The organism is Acidocella sp. (assembly GCF_036489515.1).
Classification (GTDB): Bacteria; Pseudomonadota; Alphaproteobacteria; order Acetobacterales; family Acetobacteraceae; genus Acidocella.
The window spans coordinates 1-7747 of record NZ_DASXFO010000028.1 but is presented as its reverse complement, the minus strand read 5'-3'; the positions used below and the strand labels follow the sequence as shown (position 1 = coordinate 7747).

Here is a 7747-nt window from a genome sequence, read left to right as displayed (position 1 = left end):
TTCTCGATCAGATGCCGCTCTGGCCCATCGGTGCGGATGGGCTGGCCATGCCGCTGCATGGCGCGCAGCTTACGGATGAGCTTCGGCCCCACCCAGAAGCTGATGATGAGCGCCGTGATGCACGCTCCACCCGCCCGGAATGAGATATACCGGAACAGGTTGAAAACATGGATATGCCCGGCGAGCGGGAGCAGGAGGAAGTAAAACATCAGCCGGGACTTTCCAGGGCAGAGATAACATCACGCATGCGGCTGCCGAAGCTGCCCTTCACCAACACGGCATCGCCATCGCGCAGCGCGGCTTTGACTATAGGTGCGAGAGCCGCCGCATCAGGCGCATGCGCGCCCTGCATTGCCCTGGGCAGCGAGTCGAATAAAGCCCCGCAGCAGGGCCCGGCGGCAAAAACCACATCCGCGCTCTCGCGCAGGGTGGGTGCCAGTGCCAGATGCTCGGCCTCGGCATGCTCACCAAGTTCCAGCATGTCTCCCAGCACCGCGACATGGCGGCCAGGCTGGAGCTTCAGCACTGAGAACGCCGCGCGCATTGAGGCCCGGGAGGCATTGTAGCTCTCATCCAGCAGCAGAATTTTAGCGCCGTTCGGCAGCGCCAGCTCCCGCCGTGCGCCGCGTCCGGCATAGGGTGCAAAGCCGCTCAGCGCCGCGGCGGCCCTCTCCACATCCAGCCCCAAAGCTGCGGCGGCGGTGAGCGCCGCCAGTGCATTGCTGGCCATATGGCGCCCGGGTGTGGCAAGGCGGAAATAAACCTTCTGGCCCAGAATTTCCGCCGCAATCTCGGCATTTTCCGGTCCGCTCAGCATATCCAGTAGCCGTGCCTCCGGGCCGTTGAACAAAAGCGCGCAATGGCCGGAGGGCACCACCTCGCGTAGCACCTGCAGATAGGCCGTCTCGCCCGGGATCACCGCCTTGCCACCCTGCGCTAGCGCCGCATAGATGCTGGCTTTTTCCCTAGCGATAGCGAGTTCCGAGCCCATCAGCCCCAGATGCGCGCGGTCAACGCAGGTGACGATGGCGGCATCCGGCTGCACCAGGGCGGCCAGTGGCGCGATCTCGCCAGGATGGTTCATGCCGATCTCGAACACGCCGAAAGTGGTGTCACGGGGCATCCGCGCCAAGGTCAGCGGCACGCCGATATGGTTGTTGAAGCTCGCCTCCGCGGCATGCACGGCGCCGAACCCGCCAAGGCAGCGGCGCAGCATTTCCTTGGTCGTGGTCTTGCCGACGCTGCCCGTCACCGCGACAATCTTGGCCCGGCCGCGCGCCCGCGCCGCGGCCCCCAGCCGGGCCAGCGCCGCCAAGGTATCGTCGACCAGCAGTACATTGCCCGGCATCGGCTTTGAGACCAGCGCCCCGGCCGCGCCTTTAGCGAGCGCCTCGGCGACGAAATCATGCCCATCGCGCGCGCCCTGAAGTGCTACGAACAGATCGCCCGGCTTTACCGTGCGCGTGTCGATGCTGATGCCGCTGACTGCGAAGCCGCGCGAAGCCGCGCCCACCGCTTGGGCCAGCTCATCCCCGTCCCATAGGATGGTCACGCCGCACCGCCCAGCTCACGCAGCACACTGGCATCGTCGAACGGGATGGTCGTCCCGCCGATGATCTGCCCCTGCTCGTGCCCCTTGCCCGCGACCACCAGCACATCGCCGGCACGCAATTCATTGAGACCGGCGGCGATCGCCGCGCGCCGGTCGCCGATCTCGATCGCACCGGGTGCTGCCGCCAGAATCGCCGCGCGGATGCAGGCAGGCTCCTCGCTGCGCGGGTTATCGTCGGTCACGATCACGCGATCCGCCCCCGCCACGGCCGCCTGGCCCATCAGCGGCCGCTTGCCGGCATCCCGGTCGCCGCCGGCGCCGAATACGATGACGAGTTTTCCGGTGGCGTGCGGGCGCAGTGCGCTCAGCACGCGGGTGATGGCATCGGGCGTATGCGCGTAATCGACATAGGCAGTGGCATGGTTTGGCAGCACCAAAGCCCGCTCCAACCGGCCCCGCACGCCGACCAGCCTGGGCAAATGCGACAACGCATCCGGCACGCCCAGCGCCTCGGCCAGGCTGGCCGCGAGCACCGCGTTATCCGCCTGGAATTTTCCGGGCAAAGGCAGCGATACCTCCCGCCCGTCGACAAAAATCTCCTGCCCAGCGGGCTGCGCAGCACTTTGCCCGATGCTCAACGCGCGAAAATCCAGGCCGCGCTTCAGGGCAATCTCGCGCAGCATGCCCAGCGTCACCGGGTCCAGATCGGCCATCGCCCGCACCGCCGCACCGCGCTTCAGCAGCAGCTCGAACAGCCGCAATTTCGCCGCCCGATAGGCCTCCATCGAACCATGATAGTCGAGATGGTCGCGAGTCAGGTTGGTGAATCCGGCCGCCGCGAAGCTCAAGCCGTCCAGCCGGCTCTGCGCGAGGCCGTGTGACGAGGCCTCAAGGGCAGCGTCAGAGATCCCTTCGCGCGCCAGCATCGCCAGCGTGTTGGCCAAGGTCACCGGGTCTGGCGTGGTCAATGATTCCACCACCGGCAGGCCCTCGGCGATCACGCCCAGCGTGCCGAGCGACGCGGCGCGCCGACCCGCGAGGCAGAGGATCTGCCGCAAAAAATCCACGGTGCTGGTCTTGCCGTTGGTGCCGGTGACCGCCGCCAGCCGCTCCGGCAGCTTGCCCGCCAGCTCAACCGCGAATTGCGCCAGTTTTTCCCGCGGCGAGGCGGTGCACAGCATCGGGCGCGGCGGTACGCCGGGCGGCCACACCGTCCCCTCGGGCGCCAGCACCGCGACGGCGCCACGGGCCACCGCCTCGGCGATGAAACGCCGCCCATCCGCTGTGGCACCGGGCAAGGCAGCGAACATATAGCCCGGCTGAACCGCCCGACTATCCGCCGTAATACCCCGTACCCCGTTCAACTCACCGCTCCGCAAACTCATTATCCGCCGGCAGGGCCCGCTCCGTCATAATATGGCTGCTGATCGCCGGAAAAACCGGTGCCATGATCCGGCTCGCGCCCCGTTTCGCTGTATGCGAGGTATGCGAGGCGGAGAGCAGCGTCGCCGCCTTCTGCGCTGCTCGCCGGTCCGATAGCCGGTCCGGCTTGGTGTCGTCCATGCCCGGCGGCTTCTTTCCCATCAATAAATAGGCATAGGCATTCGCCTGCGGCGGCAACGGATGATCCGGCCCGAGCCCGACCTGGCCGGGCGGCGTGGTCGGCTGCAGCGGGACGGTCAGCGCCGCGGTCTGCGCCGCCAGCTCAGCGCCGCTCAACGGCATGATGCCCAGCATCGGCCCGATGCGGGCGATGATCCGTGAGACCGTGGGGGCTGCGACATAGCCGCCGGTGGTGAAGCCGTGCGTGGTGGCATCCGGCTTGGGCTGCAGCATCACCACATAGACCACGTATTGCGGATCCTGCATCGGGAAGGCGGCCATGAAGGAACCGTTATTGGTGTGCAGCAGATAGCGCCCGTTCGGCCCGACCACCTGCGCGGTCCCGGTCTTGCCGCCGACGATATAGCCCGGCACGGCGGCGTAAACGCCGGTCCCTCCCGCCACCACGTCGGTCATCATCTTGCGCATGGTGTCCGAGGTGCTCGGCTTCATCACGCGCACGCCCACCGGCTGCGGCTCATTCGGGTCCACCGCCAGCAGCGTCGGTTTGTAGAGAAGGCCGCCATTCACGACCGGTACCACGGCCGTCACCAGCTGCAACGGGCTCACCGCGATGCCGCCGCCGAACGACACCGTCAACGTCGTCGCCAGGCCCCAATCATTGAGCGGGTGATATTCCGGCATGGGCGGCCCTGGCAGCTCTATGTTCGCCGGCTTGAAAAAGCCCATCTTGCTATACCAGGCCTGCTCGATCTTCGGCCCGAGGATCGAGGCGATGCGCGAGGCGCCGATGTTCGACGACACGTTGAGGATCTGCGGCACCGCCATCCAGACATGCGCCGGCTCAAAGTCGCGAATATAAAAACGCCCGACGCGCAGCGGGTGCGTCGTGTCGAAATAATCCCAGTAATGGATGATGCCGGAATCCAGCGCCATCGACATGATCTGCAGCTTGAACACGCTGCCCGGCTCGTAGAGGCCGTTCACGCAGCGGTTAAACTGACTGTTCCCGCTGGCCGTGCCGAGATCGTTGACATTGTAGTCCGGCAGGCTGGACATCGCCAGAACCTCGCCGGTCTTGGCGCTCATCACGATCGCGCAGGCGCCGGGCGCCTGGAATTCCTTGAGGGCGGCGGCGAGCTCGTCATGCACGATGCTCTGGATGCCGGCATCGATCGACAGCCGCAGCGGCGCGGGATTGGTGGTCAGGCGCTTGTTGAAATACTCTTCCACCCCGGCGATGCCGACATTGCCCACCCCGACCCCGCCCAGAATATGCGCGGCCAGATCGCCGTCCGGGTAATGCCGCGTCTCACTGTTCTCGAAATAGACGCCGGGAATGCCGAGCTTGTTCACCGCCAGCTCCTCGGGCGGGGTCAGCTGCCGGTCGAGATAGACAAAGTCCTTGTTCGAGGCGAGCCGGCGGTCGGTCTCCGCCAGGTCCAGCCCGGGCAGCACCGCGGCGAGTTGTTCCGCCGCCTGCAGCGGATCGGTGACCTGGCGCGGATCGGCGTAGAGTTCCGCCCCGGGCAGCGAAACGGCCAGGATCGTGCCGTTGCGGTCAACGATATTGGCGCGGTCGGGCGGCGGCGGCATGATGTTCAGCATCGGCTGCAACGCCTGCAGCACTGCGGGCGGCGGCAGGATCGGGTTGATCACGGTGGCGTAGACCAGGCGCAATGTCAGGACGGCAAACAAGGCGCTGAAGCCGAGCGCACCCATCAGCAGCCGCACCCGCGCCTTCTCCAGGACCGCCGGCGCTGCCGCGGTGGCACGCACATGCTCCATGCGCGGCACGGCCCCGCGCGCCGGCGCACCAGGGCGGCGCGCGGGCGGTTCCGATCCGGGCTTGAGCGTCAGTGTCAATTGCCGCTCTCGGAAGACTGCGCCATGCCGAGCATCGAGCCCCCGTTCTCCGCCATGGTCTGCGGCAGCGGCGGGGTCGGGGTCGGCGCCGCGACCGCGCGCACCGACAGGACCTGCGCCCCCATCGGCATCCCCGGCGGCGGCAGCGGACCCGCCGCGCGGGCTTCAAAAAGATGCGATTCCGTCACGTGCCGCGCCAGCACGGCCCGGTGCGACACCACATGGACCGGCCGCCAATGCCGCACGGGTTCTTCGACACTCGCCAGCCGCAGCCCGGCCGACACCGGGATACGGCGCACCGCCTGATGCACCGGGACACGGCTGGCGGTGTGCAACTCAGCCGTCTGCGGCTGGACCAGTTCGGCGCTGGCGAGATGCACCTGCGCCGCCGCCGTGGCGGCGACCGGAGACGTCGTTACCTGCGCCACCGCCCCGGCATCGTTGTCGGCAGGCAGCGCCGGGCTGGCCGGATTGCTGCCCGGCACCGGGCTGTTCGGCGCCGGCAGGGCCTCGGCCAGTTGCGGCAACGCCATCATCTGGCTCGGCTTCATCGGTTGCAGCGTGGTGAACTGGGTGGCGAGCTGCTGCAGCCGCGACGGATCGACCTCGAGCGCCCATTGCGCCTGCAACACCCGGATACGCTGCTGGTCGAGCCGCGTCGCCTGCGCCACCTGCGCCAGGTTGTCCTCCAGCACCTGCGCACGCTGTTTCACGGCAAACAGATACGCGCCCGACAGCACGAAGAGTGCGGCGCTGATCAGGGTGAAGGGGCGGATCATGGTGCGAGCCTTTCCATTGCGCGCAGCTTGGCGCTGCGGGCACGCGGATTGGCTTTCACCTCCGCGGCACTCGGCAGCATTGGGCTGCCCGTCAACAACTTGAATTGCGGCCGCGACGTTTCCTGCAGCGAGGCAGGGTCATGCCGCGACGCGCCGGGCATGCGCCCGGCCGCCTGCGCGAAAAAGCGCTTCACGATCCGATCCTCCAGGGAATGGAAACTCACCACCACCAGCCGCCCACCCGGCGCCAGCAGCGAAGCGGCCTGCGCCAGCCCGGCGGCGACATCGCCCAACTCGTCATTCACCGCGATGCGCAGCGCCTGAAAACTTCTGGTGGCCGGGTCTATGCCTGACTTGTCCGCTCTCACAACGCTCCGTATCACGCCGGCCAGATCGGCCGTCGTCGCAAATTTTTGCAGCCGGCGCCGCTCGACGATCGCCTTGGCGATCCGGCGCGACGCTTTCTCCTCTCCGAATTGGTACAAAATATCAGCGAGTTCGGATTCGGGCACAGTGTTTACCAGCGTCGCCGCGGTTATTTCCGCACCGCCCATCTGCATGTCGAGAGGCCCGTCCTGGCGAAATGAAAAGCCCCGCGCCGGGTCATCGATCTGGTAGGACGAAACCCCAAGATCGAACACCGCGCCGTCCAGCGCCCCGACCCCGGCGGCGCCGAGCAGATCAAGAATCTGGCTGATGCGGCCTTCACAAATCTGCAGGCGACCGGAATGCTGCGCGGCCAGTTCGCGCCCGCGCGCCACCGCCGCAGGATCGCGATCGACGGCGATCAGGCGGCAATCAGCCGAATCGAGAATCGCACCGGCATAGCCGCCGCCACCGAACGTGCCGTCGAGATAGATTTTGTCAGGCCCCGGTGCCAGCATCCGCACCGCCTCATCCCGCAACACGGGAATATGCGAAAACCCGCTCATGCCGACACCGCCTTCGCCGCGAAGCCCGGCGCCAGCGCCCGCGAGGCCCGGCGGAACTCAGAAGCCGCCTGCGGCTCCCAGATATGAAAATGATCGCCGCGCCCTAAAAAGTTCACAGCGCCGGTAAGATTCGCGTATTCAACCAGGTCACCAGGGATGAGGATGCGCCCTTCCTTGTCGGTTTCCACCACCCAGGCCTCGCTGTAGAGCAGCGTCGCCAACGCTTCGCGCTTGGGATCGAAATGATCCATCTGGTCCAGCTTCTCCTGCCAAAGCTGATAAGCCGCGCGCGGCCAGACCTCGATGCACCCCGCAATGTAGGACGGCCGCAGAATCAGCGAAATCGCGCCCAGATCGCCCTTCAAGGCCGCACGGAACGGCGCCGGAACGGACACCCGCCCCTTCGCGTCAAGCCGATTCTCGTGGTTGCCGAAGAACTGACTCATATGGATGCGACGCGGGACCTTCCACCACTGTATGGGTATTCATGGGTTTCTTCCCCACTACCATGGGCCATGACGCCGCGTCAAAAGGAATCTCATTTTTGCGCCGCCGAGTCGAAATCAAACTTCTAGAAAATAGCTACGGATTCTCGGATTTCGTTGTTCATGTTTTGTTCTTTTCCAGGTGAATGGAGATGTTTTCACGGGAGTGAAATACGTATCCCGAAATAATATCGAGGGAAGCAGCCGCTTTTTGAAAAAAGCGGCGCAAAAACTTTTGGTCCGCTGGGCCATGGGCGTTGTCTATGACAACGCCCATGGCCCAGCGGACCAAAAGTTTTTGGCTCACTTACGTGAAAAATCCAGACGGTCTGTAAGCCGGGTTCTGTCCACGCCGCGAGCGGCGCTGGACGGCCATTCCTCTGGGACGGACCTTGCGGCCCGCCTCGCGCGACCAACCCGGGCGGCGGATCGAAAATACTCCCGCGCCCATGCTTTCGCACGGCGCCGGCCGCCCCTATTCGGTCTTGCTCCCGGTGGGGTTTACCCTGCCAGCCCTGTCACCAGGGCCGCGGTGCGCTCTTACCGCACCGTTTCACCCTTGCCGCGGGC

7 protein-coding genes, 1 other RNA gene and 1 pseudogene are annotated in these 7747 nt (G+C 66.1%); all 9 read right to left on the bottom strand.

The features are described 5' to 3' along the window. Nucleotides 1-209 (bottom strand): annotated as a pseudogene (mraY, locus tag VGG47_RS03855) (phospho-N-acetylmuramoyl-pentapeptide-transferase); the annotation flags it as partial. Continuing rightward, complete coding sequence (locus VGG47_RS03850; protein WP_331535622.1) at nt 209-1552, bottom strand: UDP-N-acetylmuramoyl-tripeptide--D-alanyl-D-alanine ligase; 1344 nt, start codon at nt 1550-1552, stop codon at nt 209-211. The gene VGG47_RS03850 and the pseudogene mraY, both read right to left, overlap by 1 nt. Beyond that, nucleotides 1549-2937, bottom strand: coding sequence for a UDP-N-acetylmuramoyl-L-alanyl-D-glutamate--2,6-diaminopimelate ligase (locus tag VGG47_RS03845; RefSeq protein WP_331535620.1), 1389 nt, complete (start codon nt 2935-2937; stop codon nt 1549-1551). The genes VGG47_RS03850 and VGG47_RS03845 overlap by 4 nt, the downstream gene beginning before the upstream one ends. Continuing rightward, on the bottom strand, nt 2918-4981 hold the full coding sequence (locus VGG47_RS03840; RefSeq protein ID WP_331535618.1) for a peptidoglycan D,D-transpeptidase FtsI family protein: 2064 nt from the start codon (nt 4979-4981) through the stop codon (nt 2918-2920). Before VGG47_RS03840 ends, VGG47_RS03845 begins: the two co-directional genes overlap by 20 nt. Continuing rightward, a complete protein-coding gene (gene ftsL, locus VGG47_RS03835) occupies nt 4978-5760 on the bottom strand; it encodes a cell division protein FtsL (RefSeq protein ID WP_331535616.1) in 783 nt (260 codons plus the stop codon). Before ftsL ends, VGG47_RS03840 begins: the two co-directional genes overlap by 4 nt. Next, nucleotides 5757-6692, bottom strand: a complete 936-nt coding sequence (rsmH, locus tag VGG47_RS03830) for a 16S rRNA (cytosine(1402)-N(4))-methyltransferase RsmH (protein WP_331535614.1) — start codon at nt 6690-6692, stop codon at nt 5757-5759. The genes ftsL and rsmH overlap by 4 nt, the downstream gene beginning before the upstream one ends. Beyond that, a complete protein-coding gene (locus VGG47_RS03825; RefSeq protein ID WP_331535612.1) occupies nt 6689-7138 on the bottom strand; it encodes a division/cell wall cluster transcriptional repressor MraZ in 450 nt (149 codons plus the stop codon). Before VGG47_RS03825 ends, rsmH begins: the two co-directional genes overlap by 4 nt. A gap of 160 nt (nt 7139-7298) precedes the next feature. Beyond that, a complete protein-coding gene (locus VGG47_RS03820) occupies nt 7299-7484 on the bottom strand; it encodes a hypothetical protein (RefSeq protein ID WP_331535610.1) in 186 nt (61 codons plus the stop codon). A 9-nt stretch (nt 7485-7493) separates the two neighbouring features. Beyond that, an RNA gene (gene rnpB, locus VGG47_RS03815) (RNase P RNA component class A) lies at nt 7494-7747 on the bottom strand; the annotation flags it as partial.

Coding starts and splice junctions, on each gene's coding strand:
- VGG47_RS03845 (WP_331535620.1), bottom strand. CDS start 2,937: ATGAGTTTGCGGAGCGGTGAGTTGAACGGGGTACGGGGTATTACGGCG.
- ftsL (WP_331535616.1), bottom strand. CDS start 5,760: ATGATCCGCCCCTTCACCCTGATCAGCGCCGCACTCTTCGTGCTGTCG.
- rsmH (WP_331535614.1), bottom strand. CDS start 6,692: ATGAGCGGGTTTTCGCATATTCCCGTGTTGCGGGATGAGGCGGTGCGG.
- VGG47_RS03825 (WP_331535612.1), bottom strand. CDS start 7,138: ATGAGTCAGTTCTTCGGCAACCACGAGAATCGGCTTGACGCGAAGGGG.